This is a genomic window from Mucilaginibacter sp. PPCGB 2223, assembly GCF_001705515.1.
Classification (GTDB): Bacteria; Bacteroidota; Bacteroidia; order Sphingobacteriales; family Sphingobacteriaceae; genus Mucilaginibacter.
In genome coordinates, this window is sequence record NZ_MDJS01000001.1 from 198406 (window position 1) to 222882 (window position 24477).

The 24477-nt window shown below is 46.4% G+C and carries 25 protein-coding genes; 11 read left to right on the forward strand and 14 right to left on the reverse strand.

Annotation, left to right across the window (positions count from 1 at the left end; genetic code table 11):
• Positions 1-55: 55 nt before the first annotated feature.
• The 8 genes from BEL04_RS00900 to BEL04_RS00935 form a co-directional block, all read right to left on the reverse strand.
• Positions 56-349: a putative quinol monooxygenase gene (locus tag BEL04_RS00900; protein ID WP_065999187.1), complete on the reverse strand. Its 294-nt coding sequence runs from the start codon at positions 347-349 to the stop codon at positions 56-58.
• A 66-nt stretch (positions 350-415) separates the two neighbouring features.
• The gene (locus tag BEL04_RS00905) at positions 416-625 is read right to left on the reverse strand and encodes a hypothetical protein (protein ID WP_065999189.1); all 210 of its coding nucleotides are present in this window, start codon (positions 623-625) and stop codon (positions 416-418) included.
• Positions 626-701: 76 nt separating this feature from the next.
• Positions 702-2096, reverse strand: a complete 1395-nt coding sequence (locus BEL04_RS00910; RefSeq protein WP_065999192.1) for a HAMP domain-containing sensor histidine kinase — start codon at positions 2094-2096, stop codon at positions 702-704.
• A gap of 315 nt (positions 2097-2411) precedes the next feature.
• Positions 2412-3488 (reverse strand): hypothetical protein, encoded by a 1077-nt coding sequence (locus tag BEL04_RS00915; protein ID WP_065999194.1) that lies wholly within the window; start codon positions 3486-3488, stop codon positions 2412-2414.
• Between the two features lie 4 nt (positions 3489-3492).
• Positions 3493-5073, reverse strand: coding sequence for an amidohydrolase family protein (locus BEL04_RS00920; protein ID WP_065999196.1), 1581 nt, complete (start codon positions 5071-5073; stop codon positions 3493-3495).
• Between the two features lie 48 nt (positions 5074-5121).
• Complete coding sequence (locus BEL04_RS00925) at positions 5122-6006, reverse strand: class I SAM-dependent methyltransferase (RefSeq protein ID WP_065999197.1); 885 nt, start codon at positions 6004-6006, stop codon at positions 5122-5124.
• Between the two features lie 223 nt (positions 6007-6229).
• Positions 6230-6982, reverse strand: coding sequence for an ABC transporter ATP-binding protein (locus BEL04_RS00930; RefSeq protein WP_065999198.1), 753 nt, complete (start codon positions 6980-6982; stop codon positions 6230-6232).
• Positions 6979-7710: an ABC transporter permease gene (locus BEL04_RS00935; protein ID WP_065999201.1), complete on the reverse strand. Its 732-nt coding sequence runs from the start codon at positions 7708-7710 to the stop codon at positions 6979-6981. Before BEL04_RS00935 ends, BEL04_RS00930 begins: the two co-directional genes overlap by 4 nt.
• Positions 7711-7817: 107 nt before the next feature.
• Between BEL04_RS00935 and BEL04_RS00940 the strand changes: the two genes are divergently transcribed.
• The 8 genes from BEL04_RS00940 (at position 7818) to BEL04_RS00975 (ending at position 15598) form a co-directional block, all read left to right on the forward strand.
• On the forward strand, positions 7818-8522 hold the full coding sequence (locus BEL04_RS00940) for an SDR family oxidoreductase (RefSeq protein WP_065999203.1): 705 nt from the start codon (positions 7818-7820) through the stop codon (positions 8520-8522).
• A 30-nt stretch (positions 8523-8552) separates the two neighbouring features.
• On the forward strand, positions 8553-9062 hold the full coding sequence (locus tag BEL04_RS00945; protein ID WP_065999205.1) for a PspC domain-containing protein: 510 nt from the start codon (positions 8553-8555) through the stop codon (positions 9060-9062).
• Positions 9063-9065: 3 nt separating this feature from the next.
• A complete protein-coding gene (locus BEL04_RS00950) occupies positions 9066-10037 on the forward strand; it encodes a LiaI-LiaF-like domain-containing protein (protein WP_139112888.1) in 972 nt (323 codons plus the stop codon).
• Positions 10038-10142: 105 nt separating this feature from the next.
• Entirely contained in the window at positions 10143-10751 is a 609-nt protein-coding gene (locus tag BEL04_RS00955; RefSeq protein ID WP_065999210.1) for an RDD family protein, read from the forward strand.
• 131 nt (positions 10752-10882) lie between these two features.
• Positions 10883-11827: a GLPGLI family protein gene (locus BEL04_RS00960; protein ID WP_175403972.1), complete on the forward strand. Its 945-nt coding sequence runs from the start codon at positions 10883-10885 to the stop codon at positions 11825-11827.
• A gap of 6 nt (positions 11828-11833) precedes the next feature.
• Positions 11834-14494, forward strand: a complete 2661-nt coding sequence (locus tag BEL04_RS00965) for a TonB-dependent receptor (protein ID WP_065999214.1) — start codon at positions 11834-11836, stop codon at positions 14492-14494.
• 53 nt (positions 14495-14547) lie between these two features.
• Positions 14548-14844 carry a hypothetical protein gene (locus BEL04_RS00970; RefSeq protein ID WP_065999216.1) on the forward strand — a complete coding sequence of 99 codons (297 nt, stop codon included), beginning with the start codon at positions 14548-14550 and terminating at the stop codon, positions 14842-14844.
• A 64-nt stretch (positions 14845-14908) separates the two neighbouring features.
• Complete coding sequence (locus BEL04_RS00975; RefSeq protein WP_065999218.1) at positions 14909-15598, forward strand: RDD family protein; 690 nt, start codon at positions 14909-14911, stop codon at positions 15596-15598.
• Between the two features lie 10 nt (positions 15599-15608).
• On the opposite strand, the gene BEL04_RS00980 is transcribed toward BEL04_RS00975, so the two are convergent.
• The 3 genes from BEL04_RS00980 to BEL04_RS00990 all read right to left on the reverse strand — a co-directional run bounded on the left by BEL04_RS00980 (position 15609) and on the right by BEL04_RS00990 (position 18624).
• A complete protein-coding gene (locus tag BEL04_RS00980) occupies positions 15609-17159 on the reverse strand; it encodes a hypothetical protein (RefSeq protein WP_065999221.1) in 1551 nt (516 codons plus the stop codon).
• Positions 17156-17737, reverse strand: coding sequence for an RNA polymerase sigma factor (locus tag BEL04_RS00985; RefSeq protein ID WP_065999223.1), 582 nt, complete (start codon positions 17735-17737; stop codon positions 17156-17158). The genes BEL04_RS00980 and BEL04_RS00985 overlap by 4 nt, the downstream gene beginning before the upstream one ends.
• A gap of 131 nt (positions 17738-17868) precedes the next feature.
• The gene (locus BEL04_RS00990) at positions 17869-18624 is read right to left on the reverse strand and encodes a hypothetical protein (RefSeq protein ID WP_065999225.1); all 756 of its coding nucleotides are present in this window, start codon (positions 18622-18624) and stop codon (positions 17869-17871) included.
• A 150-nt stretch (positions 18625-18774) separates the two neighbouring features.
• On the opposite strand from BEL04_RS00990, the gene ispG reads away from it, so the two are divergent.
• The gene (gene ispG, locus BEL04_RS00995; protein WP_065999228.1) at positions 18775-20811 is read left to right on the forward strand and encodes a (E)-4-hydroxy-3-methylbut-2-enyl-diphosphate synthase; all 2037 of its coding nucleotides are present in this window, start codon (positions 18775-18777) and stop codon (positions 20809-20811) included.
• 61 nt (positions 20812-20872) lie between these two features.
• Here ispG and BEL04_RS01000 read toward each other — a convergent pair whose 3' ends face one another.
• Positions 20873-21172, reverse strand: coding sequence for a hypothetical protein (locus BEL04_RS01000; RefSeq protein ID WP_065999230.1), 300 nt, complete (start codon positions 21170-21172; stop codon positions 20873-20875).
• 257 nt (positions 21173-21429) lie between these two features.
• On the opposite strand from BEL04_RS01000, the gene BEL04_RS01005 reads away from it, so the two are divergent.
• Both BEL04_RS01005 and BEL04_RS01010 read left to right on the forward strand, forming a co-directional pair.
• Positions 21430-22554: a sensor histidine kinase gene (locus BEL04_RS01005; protein WP_083227704.1), complete on the forward strand. Its 1125-nt coding sequence runs from the start codon at positions 21430-21432 to the stop codon at positions 22552-22554.
• A complete protein-coding gene (locus BEL04_RS01010) occupies positions 22551-23279 on the forward strand; it encodes a LytTR family DNA-binding domain-containing protein (protein ID WP_065999232.1) in 729 nt (242 codons plus the stop codon). The genes BEL04_RS01005 and BEL04_RS01010 overlap by 4 nt, the downstream gene beginning before the upstream one ends.
• Here BEL04_RS01010 and BEL04_RS01015 read toward each other — a convergent pair.
• Together BEL04_RS01015 and BEL04_RS01020 are read right to left on the reverse strand one after the other, a co-directional pair.
• Positions 23276-23608 carry a hypothetical protein gene (locus BEL04_RS01015; RefSeq protein ID WP_065999234.1) on the reverse strand — a complete coding sequence of 111 codons (333 nt, stop codon included), beginning with the start codon at positions 23606-23608 and terminating at the stop codon, positions 23276-23278. The two genes, BEL04_RS01010 and BEL04_RS01015, sit on opposite strands and share 4 nt — an antisense overlap.
• Before the next feature lie 23 nt (positions 23609-23631).
• Positions 23632-24474, reverse strand: a complete 843-nt coding sequence (locus BEL04_RS01020) for an alpha/beta hydrolase (protein ID WP_065999236.1) — start codon at positions 24472-24474, stop codon at positions 23632-23634.
• Positions 24475-24477: the final 3 nt, after the last annotated feature.

Sequence of the window (24477 nt, forward strand, 5' to 3'; positions counted from 1 at the left end):
GGGCACCGTATTCAAAAATTGAATCTGCGCGCCCCGAAACAATATATGCGGCAACTTATTTTGAAGCTAAAATCTCCACCATTTCAAGCACTGGCGGTTTTGCAAGCAACTTATCGGCATTGGCCATTAAGGCTGCGGCAATAGGGCCATTTAAATGCGCGTCGCGACCGGCTTCACCCTCAAAACTATCAAATATGCCGAATGTATTGTGGCTGATCCGCACCGCGTACCAACTAACAGTTGCGTTTTCGGCCTGCGCAAGTGGCAAGGCGCTTTTTAAAAATGCTTCAACTTCTTCTTCCTTACCCGGTTTGGCTTCCAATCGTGCCAGTATTCCTTTTGTGATCATAGTAAATGGGTTTTGTAAATACACTTATACCATTAGTCGGTTATTGAGCATGTTCCTTTCAATAAATTATAGTTTGATCGCTTTATTACCTGATTTGGATTCGTGATGCCCGGGTTTAGGTATATGTTTTACAATGCGAATGAGTGTTTGTGCGATTAGTTTCATTGCGCCCGCGCCAAACCTGATGAAGGGCATCATCACACTCCGGTTATGCCGGCGGAGCTCTGCCGGGTCTGTCTGCTGTTCGCGTATCTTTTTAAATTGGTTAGTTGCCATGCCGAACTCTTTATCGGGTAAATGTTATACTATAAAGAGCGACGGAGGTGTTTTTGTTTCAGCACAAATACTAAAGCTAATTGTTATTGGTGAAACAGGGGATGTTGATGATAAACTTGGTGCCTACGCCGTATTCGGAGTTAACATTGATGGTACCCTGCATTTGCTGGATAGCGTCTTTGGTTAAATAAAGACCAATGCCCGTGCTTTCACGGCTTTGCTGGGCGGCAAAGAATTTTTCGAAGATGTGCTCCTTGTCGTCACTCCTGATGCCGATGCCGTTATCTTCAACTTCAATTATGCAGTCTGTTTCACTGCGGTAAGCTCTGATTTTTATCCAGCTTTCCTGTTTGCGGATGTCGCTGTATTTAACAGCGTTCGATACCAGGTTATTCAGCACGATTTTTAGTTTTAAAGCATCGCAATTGATGTCATTCACCAACACATCACGGTAGTAACTCAGCTTTCGCCCCTTATTGCTGTAGTTGTTTTGGGCAACAACATCTTCTATTACTTCGCCCAGGTCGCAGTTGGTGCCGGCTTGTTTATTTTTTACCGATTGCAGTATCTCGGTGATAAACTCCCGCTGCCTGTTCACACTTTCCAGCATAAGCGCCGTATAAACCCTGATCTCGTCGATATTGTCTTCGTGGTCGATCAGGCTGATCAAGCCGGTAAGCGAATTAAGCGGCGAACGCAGATCGTGCGAAAGGTTATAGACCACTTTGTCGAGCTCGGCATTTACCGCCTGCAGGTTGTTGTTCTGCTCTATGATCTTATTCTGGGCCGTTTGCATCCTCCGGAAGGTAGTCCACACAAACAAAATTATATTGCCGATGATAAACAAGGTGACGATCACGTTGACCAGGAATGCCCAGAAGTTGATCTTGCGCGAAATAACTCCCAGGGTATCCGAAAAAGCCTGTTGTTTTACAGTCAGACCGGCCGAAATTGTATTGATTTTTGATATGAGCTGATCTTTTTGGGCGTGTGTAATGTTTTGGGATGCGATTTGCGCATGGGCAGCCAGCCCGGTTTGATGCAACTCTTCTACCATAGCGTCGCCCTGTTCCCATATGGTTATGGCATTTTCGAACGAACCCAGGTGGCGGAAGTTTTTAAATAACCATATCATATTACCGATGTCGTCGTGATGGTTCCCCGCCTGCAGAAAACCTGCCAGGGCCACCCGGTCATTGGTTACGGTCGCCGATAAAGCTTCGCGCGCGTGGCGGTCGCCGATGGGTATGCTGATCGCTTTCAGGAACGCCCGGTATTCGGATTCATCGGCTGAGTATATGTAAGAGATCAGCAGGGCCGATGCTTCTTTCTGGCCTTTTGAGTATTGCGATTCGCCGTTAATGTATGCCCTTGATGCCGAAAGTACCTTGATGGTATAGTAGTTTACAATCACCGTGGCTATGCACGATAACGTCACGATCAATAGCAGGACCGAACTTATCTTCTTCATCTTTTGCTTGGTTATAAAAATTACCCTGTGCTAAGTATAATCAATACCAGCGCTTCAGTTCTTCATAATCGCTATGGGTTAAGTCAGATTACATTATTGCCTCTGCCATGATGCCATAGCAAGGCAAGCTTGTGCTAATTAAGTGGGGCGTTACTTTTTAAGACAAGACCATTTTTGGAGTTTTATACGTAAATCAATATCTACGGTTTCGTAAAAGTGTAAATATTATGATGTCATTATAAAAATAGTGTCCGTACAAAAAAAAGCCTTTAACCCGAAGGCTAAAGGCTTTGATATTAATTGTGATTGATTGTATTACTGATACTGAATGTAGTTGGGGTTTGGTTTTAATTTTAAAACCTCTTCTGGCGTCATCATATGGTTTGGAGCCTTTTTGATATCGTTTTTATAGAACAGCTTGAAGCCCGTAAACTGTACCGGCTCGTTGTAGATAAAGTATCTCCAGGTACCTAATTTTAGTTCTGGCTCACCCCAGCCGTCCATATCCATCACCAGCTGTATTTCGGGGTGCAGTTTGATCTTGTTGTAATTGGTCACCATTTTTTTGGTAAAACGGTGTACGATCAGGATTTTAGGAGGCAGGTGATATTTCTTCACCAGGTTGGTTAAATAGCCCGAAACATAGTTTACGTCGTCGGCATCATAGGTACCGATCTTTTTGCCAGGTTTCGAACCGTCTTTCATCGAAAACTCAGGGTCCATACCAAAATTAACCTGCGGCATAGCCAGGTATTTCTCCAGTAAAGGCAACTCGGTATGGATGTTGCTCAATGCAACCTGTACATCCAGGAACACGATGCCGTGTATCTTTTTAGCCAGCACCAGCACACTGTCGATCTGTTTAAAAGGCATACGGTAACGGTATTTACCATCTTTGCCGGCATCGCCCTGCGCCACTACGGTAATGTAATGCAAAGCCGGTATTACGGGTGTTTTAGGGTCGGCTCTTTCCCAGTGCTTACATTCGCCCTGTAATTTGGCCAACATTTCCTTAGGCGGTATCTCGCCTAAAATACCCATTTTTTTTGCATACAAGTTACCATAAAATGCCACGATGCGTTTGAATGGCAGGATAGCTCCGTCAATAGGGTATGGTGTGTTTTTTACGGGCCATTTGCCGGTGGTATCGCCATGGGCCATAAATTTCATTTTAGCATCGTAGGCGGCTTTATCCAATGGCGGGTAGCTTACCGGGGCCGCAGTAACGGTATCCTGTTGCGCAGCTGCAGCGGCTTTTTTAGTCGTGTCGGCCGGTGCAGAGCCTTTTGAAGCAGCTGTGGCAGAAGTACTTGTTTTGCCGCCGCCGCAGTTTGTAAATAAAATGACCGACGTTGAGAGGGCGATCGTAGTTAGCAGAGTTTTCAATTTCATTTGTTTAGTTGGGTATATAGCCGGGGCCGTGCAAGATAGCACCATTTTTGGTACCATTATGCTTAAAATTATCAACAGTGAGCTTACCGTTTACCAAAACGTATTTAAAGCCCTGCGAATAAGCGTGTGGGTGTTCATAAGTCGATTTATCGATCACCGAGTCGGCGTTAAACACCACCACATCGGCAAACATGCCCGGTTGTAGCAGTCCGCGGCCTTCCAGTTTAAATTTTTGTGCCGGGAGTGAGGTCATGCGCCTTATGGCATCTTCCAGCCTGATGACACCTTTTTCGCGGCTGTAGTAACCCAATACGCGTGCGTTGCTGCCGTAACCGCGGGGATGCGGAACACCCGAACCAAATTGCCTGATGCCCGAATCAGAAGCCACCATGGTTAAAGGGTATTTCATAATGTTAACCACGTCGTCTTCGTTCATACCATGAAAAACCATGGCAGCGCCACCAATTTTGATGATATCCAGTATGGTCTCTATCTGGTCGGGAATGGTAGCTGCGCGGCCCATTATCGTATTGATCTGTAAAATGTTTTTACCATTATAAGCAGTGTCGGCGTCGCAATGCGCCACTACGGCGTATTCAAAAGTTGGCAGGCCGCGGCGCTGCATATCTTTTACCATTTCGGCAACTATTTTAGGATGGATATCCGGATCGTTAATGCGTTGTACTGCGGCTGCGTGCCCGCCATCCAGGGCCCAATCAGGTATTAAAACATTCAATGTTGTACTGCTGGCAGTATAAGGGTATTGATCGACGGTAACATCCAGGCCTTCTTTGCGGGCTGCTTCAACCATGGCTATCATCTGGCTGCTTTTATGCCAGTTGGGCCGGCCAACCTTAAAGTGCGATATCTCGACCGGCAATTGTGCCTGGCGGCCAACATCTATCGCCTCGGTTATCGCATCGAAAATCTTATCGCTCTCGTTACGCATGTGCGAAGTGTAAATGCCTTTGTATTTTGCCGCGGTTTTGGCCAGGGCCACAACTTCTTCGGTTTGCGAATACATGCCCGGCGAATAGATCAGCCCGGTCGAAAGCCCCATTGCACCGTCGCGCATGGCCTGATCGACAATGGCCTGCATTTTTACCAGTTGCCCGGCATCGGGCTTAACCATATTCTCGCCTAAAATGGCTTTTCGCACGTCGTTATGGCCGATCAGCGTACCTACGTTGATGGATATCGGGTTTTGCTGCAGGCTGGTAAAATAAGCTTTGATATCCGTGTTCGAACTTCCGCAGTTACCTGTGATGACCGAAGTAACGCCGTCGTAAATAAAATTATCTGCTGTCGGGGTTTTGGTTTCGTCGCCCTCGATGTGGGTATGCACATCAATAAACCCCGGCGCCACGATCAGCCCGGTCGCGTCGATGGTTTTGTCCGCTTTGTCTTTACTCAAATCGCCAACGCTTACAATTTTGTTTTGAGCGATGCCCACATCGCCGTAGAACCAGGGATTGCCCGTACCGTCGACAATTTTGCCGTTTTTCAGAATAATATCGAAATGCTGCTGGGCAGAACACAGTATGGGCAGTAAGCAAATAAGCGTCAGTAACTTTGGCTTGAGCATTTGTGCTAAATTACCGGTTAATATTTTAAATGCAAATTTGGCCGGTATTTATTTATGCTTAAAAAACTTACCAAAAACCCCCAGCGGCAGCTTGCTTCCCGCGGTGGCCTGCAGGTACAGTTCGCCTATCTCGAGGTTCTGTACTTTAGGATAGGCACTTTGAATAAGGTTCTCCACGATAACCGACGAAAAGCCCAGCGAATAGGTGTTCAGGATCAAAAAATGCTCTTCCGGGTCGAGCAGTTTGACCACGTCCTGCATCATCTCGTTCAGGCTGTCTTCCAGTTTCCATTTTTCGCCGTTGGGGCCGTGGCCGTATGCCGGCGGGTCGAGTATGATACCGTTATAGGTTTTACCCCGTTTTACTTCGCGTTTTACAAACTTTAAAGCATCTTCGACCACCCAGCGGATATCTTTCAAACCCGAAAGCTCCATGTTCTCGTTGCCCCAGGTCACCACCTGTTTTATGGAGTCGACGTGCGTGGTATCCGCCCCGGCTGCCTTCGCGATAAGCGACGCGCCACCTGTATAGGCAAACAGGTTGAGCACTTTAGGCTGCCCGGTTTTAAATTTTTTAATGTTTTGTGAGATGTAATCCCAGTTGACTGCCTGCTCCGGGAAAACGCCCACGTGCTTGAACGAGGTGAGCGCCATGCGCAGTTTAATGGCCACGTCGTTGTTTTTATATTCGATATGCCAGCGGTCGGGCAGGTGTGCGTTCTTCTTTACCCATTCGCCCGAAGTGGCCGAACGCCCCTTAAAGCGGATGTGGTGCCTGCGCTGCCATTCGGCATCCGATAAACCTTTACTCCATACCGCCTGTGGCTCCGGGCGGATCAGGATCAGGTCGCCGAAGCGCTCTAATTTTTCAAAATCGCCGCAGTCGATCAGTTCGTAATCTTTCCAGTGGGTGGGAGTGAGGAGTTGGATCATTTTTGTTTTAGTCCATAGTCCATGGTCGATAGCCCATAGACTAATAAGTTAAATTTTTTGCAAATATAGGGATTTTGCCAACCTGCATTTAAAGCAGCTTATCTTAACTAATAAATAGCTTTTACCCGGCTCTGCTAAATAAAAAAACAGCCTATGGCCGGTGTTATCACCGATCACGCGGAAATTAAATCAGCGTAATCAAATAATCACACAAAATCAGCGGTTAAAGCTTCTCCTTTGCAGCCTGCATAAACTTGCTGGCAAAAACAAAGTCGTTCAGCTCCTTATTATCGGTATGGGCAATCTCTTTGTTATTGCCTTCCCACCATTTTTTGCCGTTGTGCAAAAAGATGATATGATCGCCTATGCCCATTACCGAGTTCATATCGTGCGTTACGATCACGGTGGTGGTTTGGTATTCCTGTGTTATCTCAGCAATCAGGTCGTCAATCAGGATAGAGGTTTTAGGGTCGAGGCCCGAGTTCGGCTCGTCGACAAATAAGTACTTGGGCTGCATGGATATAGCCCGGGCAATACCCACGCGCTTTTTCATCCCACCCGAGAGCTCGGCCGGGAAAAGCTTGTTTTTGCCCGCCAGGTTAACGCGTTCCAAACAAAAATTAGCGCGGTCGATCTTTTCGGCACGGCTCATTTTGGTAAATAAATTAAGCGGGAAAATGATATTATCCTGCACGCTCATCGAATCGAACAGGGCAGAGCTTTGAAACAACATGCCTATTTGCTTGCGGATGGGTACGCGCTCCACAAAATGCATCTTGGTAAAGTTTTCGCCGTTGTACAATACTTCGCCTTCGGTTGGCTTGTGCAGGCCTACAATACATTTAAGCAGGGTGGTTTTGCCCGAGCCCGAACCACCGATGATGAGGTTATTCTTGCCCGGTTTAAACTGGGCGTCGATACCACGCAACACCTGGTTATCGCCAAAGGTTTTATGGATGTTGATCGTTTCTATCATAACATAATGCGTGATATCACCAGGTCGGCAAATAAGATCATGATACAGCTGTAAACCACACCTTTGGTTGCCGATTGCCCTACTTCGAGCGCACCGCCCGAGGTATAAAAACCCTGGTAGGCGCAAATAGATGTGATAATGAACCCAAAGGCGGTGGCTTTCACCATCGATACCTGTAAAATGATCACTTTAAAACCATCCGTCAAACCGGTGATATAATCGGATGGGGAAACCTCGTTGGATGCTGCGCAGGCAATGTAACCGCCTATCAAACCCAAAAAAATAGAAATGATGGTGAGGAAAGGGATCATGATCACACCTGCAATAATTTTAGGTGATATCAGGTACCCGGGAGCGTTCACACCCATAATCTCGAGTGCATCAATCTGCTCGGTTACGCGCATGGTACCGATTTGCGACGCGATGCTCGAGCCTACGCGGCCGGCCAGCACCAGTGCCGAAATGGTAGGGCTGAATTCGAGTATCGTCGAGTCGCGGGTGATGGTGCCTACGATGGTTTTCGGGATGAAATCGCTTACCAACTGGAAAGCCGTCTGGATAGTAGCCACAGCGCCGATAAATACCGATATAATGGCCACAATACCCAGCGAACCTATGCCTACCGATACCATTTCGCGCATTACCTCGGCCCAGTAAACGCTAAATTTTTCAGGTTTTTTAAAAGCTAATCGTAATAATAAAATATAGCGTCCGAGATTGTATAACATTCCTTGTTGTTAGATCGTGGGCTAAAATACACTTTTTGTGCAAATGTTTAATCCATATGTAACGTAATATGGGTAACATTGCTTAGCTATTACCTATTTTTAAAACTATGAACAACCTCATCATCACCGGAGCCAGTAAAGGCATGGGCCGCGAAATTGCCAAAGCTTTCGCCTTACAAGGATTGAACATGGCGCTTTGTTCGCGAAGTTATACCGAATTGCTGAAATTGCAGAAAGAGTTGCAGGCCATCAACCCTGGTATCCGTGTGTTGATACGCCAGGCCGATGCCAGCAATAAAGACGAACTTTTGGCTTTCGCCGGATATGCCGAGCAGGAACTGGGCTTTATCAGCGTTATTGTCAACAACGTAGGCATGTACGAACCCTCGAGCATACTGGATGACGAGGAAGATACCTTCCAAAAGCTCATCAATACCAACCTGATGCCTGCTTACGAACTATACCGGTACTTTGGTAAAACCATGATGGCGGAAGGCAGGGGCCACATTTTTGCCATCAGCTCGGTAGCTGCGTTAAACCCTGTTGTACAAGCCGGTACATATACTGTAACTAAATTTGCGCTGCGTGGTCTAACTGATGTAATGCGACTCGAGATGCAGCCATACAATGTAAAAGTTACCTGCATTTTACCCGGATCAACATTAACCGACTCGTGGAGCGGTACAGACGTTTCGGCCGACAAGTTTGTACTTCCCCAGGATATTGCTTCGGCAATAGTTTGTGCCTACAACATGTCGCCAGGCGCAAATGTCGATGAGATAGTGATGAGGCCGGTATCGGGTCAGTTATAATTAAACAACAAATTAATTAAAAGCTGAGTTATGGAAAACAGATTATACCGCGACGAGAACGCCAAAGTATTAGGCGGCGTTTGTGCGGGCCTTGCCGATTATTTTAATGTAGACGTAGCCCTGATACGTGTAGCCTTTGTATTTGCAATGGTGGTATTGGGCACCGGATTTTTATTGTATTTGATTTTGTGGATCGTGGTTCCGAAAAAAAACTATTTTGATACCCCGCCTATGGTCGACTATACCATACCTCCGGCACAGGCCGGCTTTGCACCTGTGCGAAGGAGGCCAGGCAATGCTGCAATAGTAGGAGGAACCATATTGATACTGATGGGGATTTATTTCCTGCTTGATCAGTTTGACATGATCCCTTATTTTGAACTGCACCGCTTTTGGCCGGTGGTATTTATTGTGATAGGATTGGTGCTCATTTTTAACCCCGACAAACGGAAACATTTCGATGGCGCGCCCTGGGATAAAAAAGAGCCAGAAGCAACCGAAACTAAACAAACCGATACCGATAACCCAGAAAATATTTAAGCCATGAGAAATGACAGATTGATACCGGGTACTATCCTGGTGATTATAGGCATCCTTTTTTTGCTTAACAACTTCGGTGCGATTGAATTTAACTGGTGGGTGTTCCTCAACCTGTGGCCAATACTGCTCATCATCGGCGGTGTGAACCTGGTATTTGCCCACAACCGTTCGCAATGGGCTACCATAGTAAAAATAGCGGTTTTGCTTTGCGGCATGGCTATACTGATTATTTGCGGGCTTACCCGCCGCGAGGTGGGCTGGCCGGTTTGGGCCTACCATATCAACCGCGATCTGAATGACGACGATGATGACACTACCGGCCGCCACTCGGTAATGAAGATTGATGGTAATAGCGTTTACCGCGAGGAATATCACCCGGGTATTACCACAGCTACGTTAAATATTGCCGGCGGAGCAACCACTTACCGTTTAAACGGCGTTACTACCGACTTGTTTGAGGCTACTACCAAAGAGTTTAATATGCACTACAACCTCAACACCCATATCGATAGTACATCAGCTACCATCGATTTTGATATGGATGTGCATAAACATGGCATATTTAACTGGGGGCATAAAAAGCATAACGAGGCTGATATTAAGCTCAACGCCACCCCTGAATGGGAGATCGAACTGCAATCAGGAGCCTCGAGCGCCAATTTCGACCTGTCGCCATTTAAGGTTAAAAGGCTGGAGATACAGGGCGGCGCGGCATCATACACCGTGAAGCTGGGGCAGCCACTTGCCGAAACCACCGTGGATATTAATTCGGGCATGGCATCGGTAACGCTGTATATCCCAAAAAATGCTGCTTGCAGCATCAATGTTGATACAGGCTTGTCGTCAAAAACCTTAGATGGGTTTGATAAAAAGGATGACGGCAGCTATGAAACCCCGGGTTTTGACAAAGCTGCTAATAAAATAAAAATCAGCTTTGACGCACTTATGTCCGACTTTAAAGTGATCAGATATTAAAACAGGTTGGCCGGTTTTTGGTAGGTAACAGGATTCCGGACAGTACAGTATGGATATTTGCTTAGCCATACCCTTATTAAGGGTATGGCTTTTTAACTTAGCTGCATGGACGAACGATACTTGCTGGTGATCAATGGTAAGCCCGAAGGACCTTTTACGGTAGATGAGCTAAAGGCGCGGGGTGTTAAAGCCAGTGATTTTGTTAAAACACCAGCAATGGATGATTATAAAGAAGCTCATGAAGTGGCAGAATTACGTGCGCTTTTTGGCTTTGCCTATCGGCCCGTAATGCCTCAATACTTTGGTAGTTTTGATCAGCGCCTGCTCGCCGCAGTTATCGATTGGCTCATCGTATCGGCTGTGATCATTGTTCCTGTTTGTACGGCTGTGCTGATCACCGGCGACAGGCTGATCCGCATCTTACTATCGGCCAGCATATTGCTGCTGATACCGTTTGCCAATCTTATTTATCACATCGTTATGGAAGGATCATCCCGGCAGGCGACCTACGGTAAAATGATCCTGAAAATACGGGTATGTGATATTGATGCGAGCACGATAGGGTATGCCAAAGCCTTTGCACGAAACACTGCCAAAATACTCTCTGTACTTACTTTGGGAGTGGGTTACCTGCTCAATTTCTTTAATAAAAAACAGCAATGCCTGCACGATATGATAGCAGGTACGCTGGTCATGAAAGACCGTCTTATTTAACAAATAAGAAGTTTAGTGTTAAAATATGTTAAAACCAACTAAGGGATTAGTTATTAACTAACCTTTTAGTTATGTTTGATCTGTTAATTGATTTTGAACTATACACAAACTATCAAAACCTCATTACAGATATGAAAACAAAATTACTTTTCCCGATTTTTCTGATGCTGGTTACCTTATCGGCGATGGCACAGAAACCCGATTCGGCCAAAATTATGGTACACTATAAGTTTACCCACGTGCGCGATACCACCAAACGCGATACGCCTTACACCGAAAACATGATATTGATGGTGGGGCAAACCGCAAGCGTGTATAAAAGTTACGACTCCAGATTGCAAATGGAACGCATGAAAAAGCAGATGGACGAGATCAGGAAGTCGGGTACGATGGGGCCAATGAACTTTAGATCGGGGGGAGCAAATATTACCCCGACGGAAATATTCCAGTTTGCTGCCACTAACAAAATGGTGCGTAAAGAAAAGCTGCTTAACAGCTATCTTATCGAAGATCCATACCCTGCTATCAACTGGAAAATAAGCGGCGATACCACGACCATCAGTAACCTGCATTGCCAAAAGGCTACAGGCCACTTTAAAGGCCGCGATTACGTAGCCTGGTTTTGCCCCGATCTGCCGTTCCGTACCGGCCCCTGGAAGCTATGCGGTTTACCGGGCCTGATTGTTGAGGCTCACGATGTAAAAAACGACGTGATTTTTAAGTTCGATGGCATAGAAGAGATCGTAAAAACGGCACCCGATCCCGACGCTATCCAAAATGGTGTAACGCAGCAGGGCGGCCGCGTAATGCTGGTTTTAGGCGCCGATGATAACCAGGATCCTAACCTGATAGCGCTTCCGGCTAACGGCATCAAAACAACGCAAAAAGAGTTCGACAATCTGAGAGAAGCGATGAGGAAAGACCCGCAGGCTTTTATCCAGTCGGCAATGGCCGGTATGGGCGGCGGCGTCAGGTTTAACCGTGCAGATGGTAGCGGTCCGCAGATCAATATGAAGATGTCGAACACCCCCGGTCCGGTGATCAACAATCCGATTGAACTACCCGAGAAAAAATAAGGCGCCATGAGATATATTTTAACCCTGGTATGCTGTGCACTGATCACGGCAGGGAGCTTCGCGCAAAAAATTACCGGTACTGTATCCGATAGCACGGGTAAGGGGGTAGCGTTGGCTAACGTTACACTTAAAGGGCCCGGCAACCTGATTATTGCATACACATCGAGCAGCGATAAAGGCGTTTATAGCCTTGCCCTGCCGGCTGATGCACCTAAAACCGGTTTGAGTATAGAGGTGAGCTGTGTCGGTTTTAACAAAGCCAGCAAAGATGTCACCACGTTTACCGCCCCGTATAATTTTAGGTTGAAGGCCAATAACGGCCAGTTGAAGGCCATTACCATCAAAAGCAGCAGGCCGCATTTAAAAGTAAACGGCGATACCATCGGCTACAAGGTGTCTGAGTTTAGCAACGCACAGGACAGGGTTATCGGCGATGTGCTCAAAAGGATGCCGGGCATCGATATCGATAAGGCCGGCAAGATCAGCTACAACGGTAAAGCTATCTCCAACCTGTATATCGGCGGCGATAACCTGCTGGATGACAAGTACAATATCGCTACCAATAACATTCCGCACGGCGTGGTCGATTCGGTGCAGGTGATGCAGAACCACCAACCGGTTAAAATGCTTAAAGATAAAGTGGTAAGCGATGATGTCGCACTAAATCTCACCATCAAAAAGGACGCCAAGATACAACTGGTGGGCCAGGAAACCGTTGGAGGAGGTTTACCCGGGAAGTATTACGAGGATCTGAACGCCATGATGTTCAAGGATAAATACAAGGCCATCAATTACCTGAAAGGAAACAATACCGGTAACGATGTGGCCGGCGACCTGGTATCGCATAATCTGGCCGATTATTTGAATAGGATAGATAACCAGGTGCCGAGTACGGTACTATCTTTAGGTACAGCCGGCGACCCCGACCTGCCGCGTAACCGTTACCTGTTCAACCAGTCGGGCATCATTAACCTTAACAACCTGGTGAATGTGAAAAAGGATGTGCAGCTGCGGGCCAATATCTCGTACCTGCACGACAGGCAGGTGCAGGATTACCAAAAAAGCACCAGCATTTATTTGCCTAAAGATACCGTGCGGTACAGCGAAGTGCAGCACAACCGCCGTCAGCCCGATCTGTTCCACAGCCAGTTGTTGCTGAACGTTAACAAGGATAAATATTATCTCAATAACTCTTTAACGACCGATTACAGCCATAATACCAATTACAGCGATCTGAACACCAATGGGTCGGCGTACAACCAGGTATTTAGGGATAATACATTCAGCTTTGCCAACGAGTTTAACCTGATGAATACCTTTAAATCGAGCCGCATCATTGAGCTGTACTCATATATTAACCGCATAGACGAGCCGGAAAACCGGGTGATCGGGTCGAACTTTGAGCCGAACATTTTTAACAAGAATGTGGCTTACAACCAGTTGCTGCAAAATGTCAACATCCCAACCTGGTTTACAAATAACTACGTGTCGTTCAAGTTCCCGGGCAATGTGCTCACCCAATCGTATAAAGCCGGGTTTAGCCTGCAATCGCAATCGCTGCAATCAGCGCTCACTACCGTCCAAACCAACAATACCGAAAAACTGGTGTCGGACAGTACCCGCAACGCGCTCGACTGGACCCGCCGTAAACTGTATGCCGAGGCCGATTACGATATCCCCGGGCAAATATTAAAAGTGTCGGTAGCTTTACCGTTAACGCTGCAAAATCTCAATTACAGTGATCACCTGTTCGCGCTGGATAAATCGCTTACCAGGTTATATTTTAGCCCACGCGTAAACATCAAGTACCAGAGCGGTGTAGAAAACTATTTTACCCTCGGTTACAACTACCGCAGCGATATGGGCAGCATACAGGATATTTACGAAGGCGATATCCTTACCAATTACCGCTCGCTGTACGCCAATAATGCCGATTTGAGTGAGCGTAAAACCCATGCTGCTAACCTCGGGTTCAACTACCGCAAGGCCTTGACATTATTCTTCTTCGGTATCAACACCTCGTACGTTCACTCAACCTCGAACAATATTTCGTCGAGCATCATCAACAACAATATCCAGGAAAGGGTAGTGCTGCCGTTCGAGAACTCAGTCGATTCGTATAGCGCCAGCGGCAATATCAGCAAGTATGTTTTTGCCCTGCGCACCACGGTAAGTGCGGGGCTTGGTGTTCAGGCATCGCATTCCAACCAGCTTGTTAATGGTATTTTGTTGCCATACAATACCATATCCACCGCAGCAAACGCAGGTTTCGATACCAAGGTGAGCGAGCAGATCAACATCAGTTATAAGGCGCTTTATAACCAGGTGAACAGCCATTCATCGGTACAGGCCAACAGCTCTGTTTTAAAGCAGTTGCAACAGCAGGGATCGGTCAACTACAATCCTTCGAACAGGTTGTTCATCAAACTTTCGGGCGACCATTATATTACCCAACAAACCCAGGCCGCCGATCTGAGCTACTTCTTTGCGGATGCTACGGCCCGGTATAAGTTCAACAAGCCTAAGATCGATGTGGAGCTGAGCGCCAATAATTTGTTCGATACCAAAACATACAGCGCCTTTTACCTTTCGGCAAATACTTTTACCTCGAATAGCTATACCATACCGGGCCGGTACTTCCTGGCGAAGGTTTTCTTTAACATCTGACAGTGAAAACAAAATGCATGGTTTTGTGCTTATTAGTTAAATAACACAAGGCCATGCTTACAAAACATGCTAATCTGAAAATTTATGATGATGTTTCGGGGTCGGGTCACGAAATATCGGTAACCCCCTTGTTTTTACAAAACCGAGACGAACCCTGGGGGCCGAACGAGATATTCGATCTGGCCGAGCCTGCACGTTTAACTGCAGGTATATGGCAAACCCGGCCCGAACCACTTGCACTGGGTAAGATAATTATTAACGATAAACGCGAGTGGCGCTTTGAAGGCGAATGCGAACTGAACGAAAACGAGATCAGCGAAATAGCAGCTTTTGTACTCAATGGCAATTAAAAAGCTTTGTAATACAGTATTAGGTTAAAAACCTTTACTTTTGCCTGTATTACATGGCGAATAAATGAGCGAAGAGTATTTTATTTTAGAAAAAGGGCAAAAGTTAGGTCCGTTTACCGGTGAAGAATTATTGGACAGACCGCTTGAGCCCGACGATATGGTTTTATCGCCCGACGAAGCAGATTTTCAGCCGGCGCATAGCCTGGCCGAGTTTGATGATTATTTTAAAAGCGAAGGGATCTATTATCCTACTATCGAAAATACACGGGGCTACCGTCTGCGTTTGCCTGCCTTTATACTCGACCTGATTATTGTGGTATTTGGTACTTCCATTTTAGGATCTGTTTTTTTGGGTAAGTATATGGCCCAACTGGAAACTATTTTCCCGATGAGCGCTATAGGCGACCAGGCCAAAATGCAGGCTATCTTCGCCAATCATTCAGCCGAGTTGCTTGCGGTGCAGCTCGTTTTTATTTTCGTGATGTTTATTTACCATGCCGTATGTGAGGCGAGCAGGATGAGGGGTTCGGTGGGCAAGTATATTTGCGGCCTTGCCGTCGTCGACGAATTAGGATACAGCATAACCTTTGGACAGGCGGCAGGACGTAACGCCGGTAAATTAACCTACGAGCTGCTTTCGTTTTTCATGGGTTTTTTGGCCTATATATTGCTGCTAAGCATTCCCTTTACCCAAATGCACCAGGCCCTGCACGATAAGATGGCAGGCTGCTATGTCGTTAAGAAGAACAGGTAAGACCCGCCGGTTATTTTTTATTCAGCTTAAATCCTGCGGAAAACAAAAATTCATTGCGGCCTGTGTTGTAGCCTCCCAGCGGAGAAGTTACAGGTACCAGGCTCATAAAATAGCTATAATCGGCTTCGAATAAAAAACGCCCTCGCTGCAAGCCAATGCCTGCCGAAAGCCCCATGATGAGCCCTTTATTATAGCTTGTGGTATTAATATTCTGCCGAACAGTATTGTAGTAGGCCGTATCTTTTTGTAGTGGCCCGGTGTAGAATGTGCTGTTGCCGTTTGATTGCTGCACCGGGATACTTAAAACTGTGCCGGCCTTTACATTGAAGCTGGAAGCAGGTTTAAAAAACACATTTACCGGGATATCCAAAAAGTAAAGCTTTCGCGAATCACTGATGTATAGCGTTTGCAATGTATCTTTCTTACTGTCGTTTTTATGAGTATATGTTCCCGATAGGTTTCGCGGTGTCAACGCCCGCAGACCGATACTCGCGCCCCAATGATCGGAAAAACTAAACACGCCTGTGAGACCAAAGTACAGGTCGACAGGCAGATGGCCATAGAAATTTATATTCTGGTTGCGGGATGTGAAGCTGCCCGACGGATTAAACCCTGCCGAGAAATACCAGTCGCATTTGATCGGCGGGTCATCGTCGGCGATGTCCGGTGTATTGAAAAGCCCGGTAAGCGAAGGTGGCAACGCCGTTGCACGATAGAGAATTGGAGTGAAACCAGCCTGTGCGGCCTGCTCCAATGTATTGTAACGCTCAGTAGCATCGTTCCGGGCAATTGTGAGATTTGTTAGCGTGTTGTTGGCCAATGTTTTGCCCGAAAATCCGGCGCCGGCGCTACTTTTGACGCTACTTCTGTTTGCGTGATGGCGGCCGCCTTTAATATTAACCAATAAACCGCCCGGGTTATGCTCTTGTGTGCTATGCTGTTTTTTATGAACGCCCGGGCCTGCTTGCCCGTTACGGATGCGGGAGTTTATATTACCTGCAAGGTTATCCCGGCTCATATGATTACCTGCGTTGTAATAATGTTTGCCCCGGCTTTGTTCGCTAAGCCCTGCGTGATCGTTAGTCTTTGCTGCATCTGCATGTGCAAAAACACGGGTACCCGTTCTTCCCGTTAATAACCGGTTGCCTGTATTATCGTTAATGGGAGCCAGTGCTGCCGTAGCGTTGATTGTTGCCATAGCTGTATTTGCCGAATCGGCCGAAAGGCGCTGCGATGAAGGATGGTTGGCATAGTTGTTATCGTTATGTTTAATGGTTTTGACAGCTTTCTGGCTATGGTGGTCGTTGCTGGCATCGCTCTTCAATATAAAATAACCGAGTGTCGCAACGACCGTTATAGCTAATACCAGGGAAAATACCTTGATACCCACGGATGCCGGCAGGCCTGAAGCGCCGGAGCTACCCGTTGCGCCGGGCGTATTTACAGGCATTTGCATATCAAGCATGGCTTTCATATTGGCCCAGTCTTGTTGCACGTCATCGTCAATACGAAGCTGGTTGCGTTTATGCCGCAGCATCCAGTGTATCTTATTATCTTTCATTTTGCCTGGCTACTCCTTTCTATTGCTGCGGTACCCTGGTGCATTTCGAGCATTTCCCTGAGTTTTCGCTTCGCTTCGGCCAAATGCCAGCGCGATGTACCTTCGCTTATATTTAATTGTTCACTGATCTCTTTATGCGTAAAACCATCAATGACTGATAAATTGAATACCGTTTGCGTAGCGAACGGCAATTTGCGGATGAGAAAGAGAATGTCCTCAAAATATAATTTATCCAGAACCGATGGCGGTAAGGGCATATCTTCCTGATCCTGCAGATACGGACTGAGGGTGCCGAACTTTAACTCCTTGCGGCAAAGATCGATCGACGAATAGATCATGATCTTTCTGATCCAGCCACCCAGTTCGCCCTTTTCTGCGTCAAAATTCTTTATCGACTGAAATACCTTTAAAAAACCCGTGTTAAAAGCCTCCTTAGCTAAATCCTTATCCGGCACATAGCTATAGCACACACGTAACATATCGGCATAAAATAGCTTGTACAAGGCCTCCTGGGCCGTGCGATCATTATTTGCACATCGTACTACCAGTTCGCGCGACTGTTTTTTAGATAGATTCATTCGGAAAAGAGCATATTGAAATGCCCGAAAACAACTCTTCGCAGCCCGGCCGCGAAACGTTGGGTCAAAATAAAAATATTTTTTTGCCCGACAGCCGGTATTCCAAAACTACATCATATCACAAAGTGCATCTATCTTAAAAAATGTAACGGTGTTATCAGTATTCCGCTGGTATATGGCCAGTTGATGGTAATATCGGTGGCAGTAACGGTTATACTGCCGTTATAGGTTATTCCGCCCATATGAACAGTTAGCGCGTATACGCCCGGTACCATGTACGGATGATCTTTGTTTTGCCAGAAACGTATGAGCGGTGTTGCAAGGCTGCTGTTACCGGCTATACAATCTATCTGAGATGGCTGGATCACATCTATAAAATTAATATTGAAATTATTGGATGCATCAAGGCCATAAGTGAAGTTAATGATGCTATTGCTACATGTGTATTTATTGCTGGTTACCCCGGTAAATGTGAGGTAAGTAGTATCGGTTACCTTACTCTTATAATAGTTTGCAAGCAGCGTAATCTGATCGCCCGCAAGGGAGAGGTTCGGATTGGCCGCATCGTTGGTGACGACGATATAATGGCCAAACGTCTCACCATCGCTTAAGGTAACAATTACCAGGTACGAACCCGATTTGTTGAAACTAAGCAAAGCATGGCTGCCCGACGGATGAATAACCTCCGAACCTGATGGTGTTACGCGCCAGGTTATATTATCGGATGCACTGGCATTCATAAGTTCGAGCGAATCGGTCTGGCCAATCTTGATGACAGAGCTACTGGCAATCAGCTGTTTTTCCTGTGGAGATGATTTCTGACAGGCATTTAACGCCAATAAAAGTGCGAAGAAGACAGTGGTGTAGAAAAAGGTTTTCATATTCATGGTGATAAGTTGTTACCGTTTTATACATCATCGCTGCCCACGGTTGGATCGTTGGGTACGCCCGGAGATATTTTTACAACTAATCTTCCGACGACTTTAATAATTGTTCGCCCTTTAGGGGGTTAAGGGGCTTTTATTTACCTTTGCATTATGGATGCTGAAGCGATAAAAACCCTGAGGGGCCGTTACTGTAACTCATTAACCGGATATTCGCGGTTTAAAACGCGGGAAGTATTTATCGGCGATGTGCCTATGGGGGGCGATAACCCTATCCGCATACAAAGCATGACCACCACCAATACCTTAGATACGATAGGTACCGTGGAGCAAAGTATCCGTATGATAGAGGCCGGCTGTGAATATGTGCGTATTACCGCCCCGAGTATAAAAGAAGCACAAAACCTGGCTGATATTAAGAAAGAGCTGCGCGCCCGCGGTTACAATACCCCCTTGGTTGCCGATATCCATTTTACACCCAATGCTGCCGAAGTTGCCGCACGGATAGTGGAAAAAGTGCGGGTTAACCCGGGTAACTATGCCGATAAAAAGAAATTTGATCAGCTCACTTATACACCGTCAGAATACCAGGCCGAGCTCGACCGGATCTATAAAAAATTTGCGCCGCTGGTAGCTGTTTGTAAAGAGTATGGTACGGCTATGCGTATAGGCACCAATCACGGTTCGCTGAGCGACAGGATCATGAGCCAGTATGGCGATACACCACGCGGAATGGTCGAATCGGCAATGGAGTTTATCCGCATGTGCGAGGATATGAATTACTATAACCTGGTGATCTCGATGAAATCGAGCAACCCGCAGGTGATGGTGCAGGCTTACCGTATGCTGGTAGAAACCATGGTTGCCGAAGGGATGAACTACCCGTTGCATTTAGGTGTTACCGAAGCCGGCGACGGTGAGGACGGGCGCATCAAATCGGCCGTAGGGATTGGCACTTTGCTCGAAGACGGCCTGGGCGATACCGTCCGCGTATCGCTAACCGAAGAGCCTGAATATGAAATACCCGTAGCCCAGGCATTGGTTAACCGATATGTGGAGAGAAGTGAAAGTTCAAAAGTCAAAGTTCAAAACAGTCCCGGCTTAGAACTCACAACTGACAACTCACAACTGACAACTCACTCTCCATACGAATACAAAAAACGCGAAACTTACGAAGCCAATGCCTTTATAGGCGGGCACATGGTGCCCAGGGTAGTGGTCGACCTTTCGGCCGCTAATTTAAAAGACCCTGCCGTGCTTAACGATGCCGGCTACTTGTACAATGCCTTGCTGGATAAATACAATATGGCCGAACAGTCGGTCGATTTTGTTTACCTGGCCGATGAATTGCCATCGTTCAGCTTCCCGGGTAACCTTAAGCAGTTATACAATTATCATACCTGGCAAAAGCTGAACAATAAAACCAATTGCCACCCGGTTTATAGTTTAACCGGGTATGTTACAGCCACAGAGCGCGACTATGCGCTGAACCTGGTTTATGTAAAAGCAGGTGATATTGACGGCGACGATTTTGCTTCGCTTTCGCTGGATAAAACATTGGTTTTTGTATTGGAGACCGATGCTAAAAATGGCATGCAGGATGAGCGTTTTTTCTTTTTTAAGATGGAAGAGCTGGGGCTGGATGTTCCGGTAATTATCAAACGCAGCTACCCGGCCGGCGATTTTGACCTGGACAAAGCCGGCGACATCACCAGCGCCGACGAACCGTACTCAAAGTTGCAACTTTTTGCCGCTACCGATATGGGCGCTTTACTGGTCGACGGTTTTGGCGATGGCATCTGGATACATGCACCTGCCATCCCAGCAAAAATCATTACTTCAACAGCGTTCGGCATTTTGCAGGCCACACGTTCGCGCATATCAAAAACCGAATATATATCGTGCCCGAGTTGCGGCCGTACCCTGTTCGATCTGCAGGAAACCACGCAGATGATCCGCAGCCGCACATCGCATTTGAAAGGTTTAAAGATTGGCATTATGGGTTGCATTGTTAATGGCCCGGGCGAAATGGCCGATGCAGATTATGGTTATGTGGGTGCGGGCCCGGATAAAATTACCCTTTACCGCGGCAAAGAAGTGGTAGAGAAGAATGTGAGCGCTGCCAATGCGCTGGATCACCTGATCGATATCATCAAAACCGACGGTAACTGGATAGAGCCGGCCGTATAAAAAAATCCCCGGCATGGCAATGCACGGGGATGTTCAACTTAACAAGCATGTTTTGACTTCATTATCTTGGTAGTTGCATAGCGAGTATTGGCTCGTTATGTTTTTTCCCGTCGAGCGCTACCTGGAGGGCGTTGTTCAGGGCGATGCGGGTACGGTTATCATTTATTTTTAATTTTTTTCCGTTAACTGTTTCCTGGTAAACAAGTTCGTTATTCAGGTTGTAAAACCTGATGATGCTTTGTTTGGGCGTTTGTTTGCTGCTCTCTATCACCCAGTAGCCATTGCTGCTCATCGGCACTTTTTGGGCATTTGCAAAATGGGCCATACAGGCCAGCGCTAATATGAATAAGGCTTTTTTCATGACTTTAATATTTAAAATAATCGTTGATTTTGTTTGATGAACCAAAAGTATATTGCACCAAACATCAATTATAATACTGCCGATACTTGCAATGGTTACAACGGCAAACAGTATTCCCGATAGTCCGAATGCCGTTTATCGGCACACATTATACATATAATGTAAATTTGTGGTCGTTCGTCGGCCCACGGCTGCATTTCGTCGATAATCGCGATCAATAAGCATTCAATTTGGCTGATATACTGTAATTTAGCAGCATGGATATGCCTGCAACTTTTATGGGGATAAAAACCGGCAGAATAGCACTGCATGTTTTGTTCTGGATAATCGTTTACATATTCTTTGCCGCAATGTATTCGGTAAAAAGCAATTTTACCATATCGGCCCATAACGCCATTTATTATATGCCAATCCATATAGGCTATTTTTATGCGGTAGCTTACTGGCTCATACCTACATATTTGCTTCATGCGCGTTATTTTGCATTTATAGGCAATTTGATATTGCTGGCATGCACCGGTGCGCTGCTTGGCCGCGTGATAGATATCCTGATCGTGGACCCGTACCTGATGACGCATACCACGAATATCGATTGGGCTTATATCGAAGAAGCCAAACTCGATTTCTGGACCCGCCTGTTCATCCCCTTTAATTTTGCCAACTCTATCAAAGTTACCAACCTTATAGTTTGGGTGGCGCTGGGTATCAAACTGTTTAAAATGTGGTACGAGCGTAAACAGGCGGCCGTCAGGGCCGAGCTCAAAGCGCTGAAAGCCCAGATACACCCTCACTTTTTATTCAATACGCTTAATAATTTATATGCGCTTACACTGAACAATTCGCCGAAGGCGCCTGGAGTGGTAGTGGGCTTATCCGATATGCTACGGTATATGTTATACGAATGCAACGCCGATAAAGTGAGCCTTAAAAAAGAAGTGTTGATGCTGCAGCATTATATCAACCTCGAAAAAATCAGATACGAAGAAAGGCTCGACCTCAACTTCACGATAAAGGGAAAATTTGATGATAAGCTGATAGCTCCGTTGGTGCTGCTGCCGTTGGTTGAGAACGCATTTAAGCATGGTACGAGCGAAAAAGTGGGCCAGACCTGGATCAATATCAACCTGGAAGTGACGGATAATGTGACGGATAATAAGCTGAAGTTTAAAATATCAAACAGCAAACCCGATGCCGTGGAAGGAGCGGAGGAAAAATACCGGGGCAATATCGGTTTACAAAATATCAGGCAACGGCTCGAATTGCTTTACCCGGCAACGCACCAGTTAAAAATTATGGACGAAGAAGAAGTTTTTTTAGCTGTACTTGAGCTGGAAGTTGAAACCGACCCGCATTATGAAGCAAAACCCCTGGTGACAGCATGAAGATACGCACACTTTTAGTAGATGACGAGCCGCATGCTATCGAAGTAATTGAAAACCATTTACAAAGGTTTCAGCAGTTTGAGGTTGCAGGCAAATGTAATGATGCCATACAGGCTTTTCAGTTGCTGCAGCAAAAACCCGTCGACCTGATGTTCCTGGATATCAAAATGCCGGGCATGACAGGCACCGATTTTTTAAAGAACCTTAAAAATCCGCCTAAGGTAATCTTCACTACAGCCTACAGCGAATACGCCATCGATGCCTTTGAACTGAACGTAGTTGATTACCTGCTAAAACCCATCTCGTTCGAACGCTTTTTCAGGGCGATTGATAAAATATACCAGCTAAACGAACAGAAAGCCGGCCTGGGCCTGGTTTACGAAACCCCGGTGAGCGATAAAGAGTCGTTTTTATATTTAAAGGTGGAGCGGAAAACCATTAAGGTTAATATCAAAGATATCCTATGGATCGAGAGCCTGCGTGATTATGTAAAGGTGGTGGTTCAGGATAACGTATATATCACCAAACAAAAAATAAGCCTCCTCGAAGAAATGCTGCCCGACAGAGATTTTATCCGTATTCACCGCTCATTTATTGTAGCTATAGCCCGCATAAGCTCGTTTTATTCGGGCAGCATCGAAATAAATAAGCACGAACTTCCCATCGGCCGCAATTACAAGCAGGATGTGCAAAAAAGGCTTAAAGCTGATGGCTTTGGGTTTTAGTTCAGCGGTGTAAAACCTGCAAACATATCGCCGGTTTCTTTCAGGGTATTCAGCGGCACGCAATCGCAGCATTCGCCAAAAGCTGCCCATATTTTATGCACTTCGGGGTTGCTGTGCGCCTGTTTAATGGCATCAACACTTAACCATTCAAAAACTTCGATAATGGTGCCGTCAGCAGCTTCGCAGATAACCGGCTTTCTGTCGGTTACCAGGCCAAGTTTATGCAGGTCGGGCACATGGCTCTCTACCACTTTTTTTAATTCGGCTTCTTTACCTGGTTTGGGCCTGTAGGCCACGATAACTACTGATGGTCCGGATACAGCGTTCATTTCTGATTGGGTTTGTATTAAAATTAAGGATTCGTGCCGGTTTTAAAAAACCTTACCGCCTCATCGCAAAATAAAGCCAGGTGTTCGGGTAAGGTTTCGCCGAGATAGGGTTGCGATGCCCCGTATACATGGTCGGCTCCGTGCATCACCATTAACTGTGCGTTGGGCTGAGCCTCTTTCAATTCTTCGGCGTGTTTTAATGGTACACTTTTATCTTCATCGCCATGCGTAATTAACCAGGGTTGTTTAACCCGGCCCGCTTGTTCGGCAATGTTAAGTTTGACAGGGTGATGGTCGAGATCGGCCAGCAAGCTTACTTTTAGCGGCATCTGCTGCCCGGTGCGCGCATTTTCAATATAGCGGATGCCTTGTATGCGCCATTGTTTTTCGGCTTCGTGCGGCCACAGTTTTCTAAAGCCGGATATCGAAGCGAATGTGATCAGTTTTTCAACGCGCTTATCGTTAGCCGCGGTGATGATGCTGACACCGCCGCCCATGCTATGCCCGATAAGGTTCACCGTTTTAGCCGCGGGAATGGCCGAACCGCTGCAGGCAAAATCGATCATATATTTCAGGTCGTCGAGCTCGATAGAAAAAGTATTGTCGGCGAAAGCGATCAGGTCGGTAAACTCAGTCGGGTTATCGGGTGTAGTGCCGTTGTGCGAGAAATTGAATTTCAAAAATCTGAAACCATTTGAGGCAAAATAGTTAGCCACCAGGTTATGCGCACCCCAGTCTTTAAAACCTTTAAACCCATGTACAAATATCACCAGCGGTGCGTCGGGATGCGCGCTGTTAAAGGTCAGGTCGGCCAGCATATTGCGGCCTTTGGCACCAGGTATGGTATAGGTTTCTTTTTTGATCACGGT

What these genes read in the sequence shown, in the direction of transcription:
- BEL04_RS00955 (WP_065999210.1), top strand. Translation starts at nt 10,143, where the DNA reads ATGGACGAACGATACTTGCTGGTGATCAATGGTAAGCCCGAAGGACCT.
- BEL04_RS00970 (WP_065999216.1), top strand. Translation starts at nt 14,548, where the DNA reads ATGCTTACAAAACATGCTAATCTGAAAATTTATGATGATGTTTCGGGG.
- BEL04_RS00900 (WP_065999187.1), bottom strand. Translation starts at nt 349, where the DNA reads ATGATCACAAAAGGAATACTGGCACGATTGGAAGCCAAACCGGGTAAG.
- BEL04_RS00950 (WP_139112888.1), top strand. Translation starts at nt 9,066, where the DNA reads ATGAGAAATGACAGATTGATACCGGGTACTATCCTGGTGATTATAGGC.
- BEL04_RS00940 (WP_065999203.1), top strand. Translation starts at nt 7,818, where the DNA reads ATGAACAACCTCATCATCACCGGAGCCAGTAAAGGCATGGGCCGCGAA.
- BEL04_RS00905 (WP_065999189.1), bottom strand. Translation starts at nt 625, where the DNA reads ATGGCAACTAACCAATTTAAAAAGATACGCGAACAGCAGACAGACCCG.
- BEL04_RS00930 (WP_065999198.1), bottom strand. Translation starts at nt 6,982, where the DNA reads ATGATAGAAACGATCAACATCCATAAAACCTTTGGCGATAACCAGGTG.
- BEL04_RS00935 (WP_065999201.1), bottom strand. Translation starts at nt 7,710, where the DNA reads ATGTTATACAATCTCGGACGCTATATTTTATTATTACGATTAGCTTTT.
- BEL04_RS00990 (WP_065999225.1), bottom strand. Translation starts at nt 18,624, where the DNA reads ATGAATATGAAAACCTTTTTCTACACCACTGTCTTCTTCGCACTTTTA.
- BEL04_RS00985 (WP_065999223.1), bottom strand. Translation starts at nt 17,737, where the DNA reads ATGAATCTATCTAAAAAACAGTCGCGCGAACTGGTAGTACGATGTGCA.
- BEL04_RS00910 (WP_065999192.1), bottom strand. Translation starts at nt 2,096, where the DNA reads ATGAAGAAGATAAGTTCGGTCCTGCTATTGATCGTGACGTTATCGTGC.
- BEL04_RS00980 (WP_065999221.1), bottom strand. Translation starts at nt 17,159, where the DNA reads ATGAAAGATAATAAGATACACTGGATGCTGCGGCATAAACGCAACCAG.
- BEL04_RS00960 (WP_175403972.1), top strand. Translation starts at nt 10,883, where the DNA reads ATGAAAACAAAATTACTTTTCCCGATTTTTCTGATGCTGGTTACCTTA.
- BEL04_RS00915 (WP_065999194.1), bottom strand. Translation starts at nt 3,488, where the DNA reads ATGAAATTGAAAACTCTGCTAACTACGATCGCCCTCTCAACGTCGGTC.
- BEL04_RS00920 (WP_065999196.1), bottom strand. Translation starts at nt 5,073, where the DNA reads ATGCTCAAGCCAAAGTTACTGACGCTTATTTGCTTACTGCCCATACTG.
- BEL04_RS00945 (WP_065999205.1), top strand. Translation starts at nt 8,553, where the DNA reads ATGGAAAACAGATTATACCGCGACGAGAACGCCAAAGTATTAGGCGGC.
- ispG (WP_065999228.1), top strand. Translation starts at nt 18,775, where the DNA reads ATGGATGCTGAAGCGATAAAAACCCTGAGGGGCCGTTACTGTAACTCA.
- BEL04_RS01015 (WP_065999234.1), bottom strand. Translation starts at nt 23,608, where the DNA reads ATGAACGCTGTATCCGGACCATCAGTAGTTATCGTGGCCTACAGGCCC.
- BEL04_RS01010 (WP_065999232.1), top strand. Translation starts at nt 22,551, where the DNA reads ATGAAGATACGCACACTTTTAGTAGATGACGAGCCGCATGCTATCGAA.
- BEL04_RS01005 (WP_083227704.1), top strand. Translation starts at nt 21,430, where the DNA reads ATGGATATGCCTGCAACTTTTATGGGGATAAAAACCGGCAGAATAGCA.
- BEL04_RS00925 (WP_065999197.1), bottom strand. Translation starts at nt 6,006, where the DNA reads ATGATCCAACTCCTCACTCCCACCCACTGGAAAGATTACGAACTGATC.
- BEL04_RS01000 (WP_065999230.1), bottom strand. Translation starts at nt 21,172, where the DNA reads ATGAAAAAAGCCTTATTCATATTAGCGCTGGCCTGTATGGCCCATTTT.
- BEL04_RS00975 (WP_065999218.1), top strand. Translation starts at nt 14,909, where the DNA reads ATGAGCGAAGAGTATTTTATTTTAGAAAAAGGGCAAAAGTTAGGTCCG.
- BEL04_RS00965 (WP_065999214.1), top strand. Translation starts at nt 11,834, where the DNA reads ATGAGATATATTTTAACCCTGGTATGCTGTGCACTGATCACGGCAGGG.